Origin of the sequence: Shinella sp. CPCC 101442 (assembly GCF_024704725.1) — a bacterium.
Classification (GTDB): domain Bacteria; phylum Pseudomonadota; class Alphaproteobacteria; order Rhizobiales; family Rhizobiaceae; genus Shinella.
The window spans coordinates 1-554 of the sequence record NZ_JALIQS010000028.1 but is presented as its reverse complement, the minus strand read 5'-3'; the positions used below and the strand labels follow the sequence as shown (position 1 = coordinate 554).

Annotated in this window: 1 protein-coding gene; it reads right to left on the bottom strand. The window is 54.3% G+C overall.

Features of this window, described 5'->3' with window-relative positions; genetic code table 11:
- Positions 1-252 precede the first annotated feature (252 nt).
- The gene (locus MUO32_RS29255; protein ID WP_257951895.1) at positions 253-465 is read right to left on the bottom strand and encodes a hypothetical protein; all 213 of its coding nucleotides are present in this window, start codon (positions 463-465) and stop codon (positions 253-255) included.
- Positions 466-554 lie beyond the last annotated feature (89 nt).

Genomic DNA, 554 nt, shown 5'->3' with positions numbered 1-554 from the left:
CGCGCCGATCTTGTTCAGGGCGATGAAGCGCTGCTCGCCTTCAGGAGACTCCAGGATAAGCCCGCTGTCGTGAAAGCCGCGGTACAGGGCTGCCGGCTCGGTGCGAATGGTCGAGGAGTCGGCAATCACTTTGTTGCCATTGACCCTTTCATATTCGACAGCCACGGCGGCCTTCCGCCGCTGGCCATCGCTAAAGATTAGCGTCCATTCCATAGGTAATCTTTCGATTTTTGGTTGCGGAGAACGAGGAGGCTATTTTGCGGAACTAGCCTTAAGGGCCTTGCCGATCTGTTCAATGCTCTGCGTGACAGTGACGGTCTTGGCGTGCATTTTGCCTTCTTTAGACGGAATTACCGCCGAGAACATGAGCTGGGATCCATTGGTATGCGGCTTAATCTGAATTGCATTGTCGGCGTTCAGTAAGACGGTCTCACCGGAATCGGAGGTAAGCTGTAGCCATGTCATGGGAAGTCTCTTTCGCAGCGCGGGATGCGCAGGACGCAAAGCGGGTTAGCTCTAAGGCGCTTTTGAGGCATCCCTTAAAAAGTCCAACT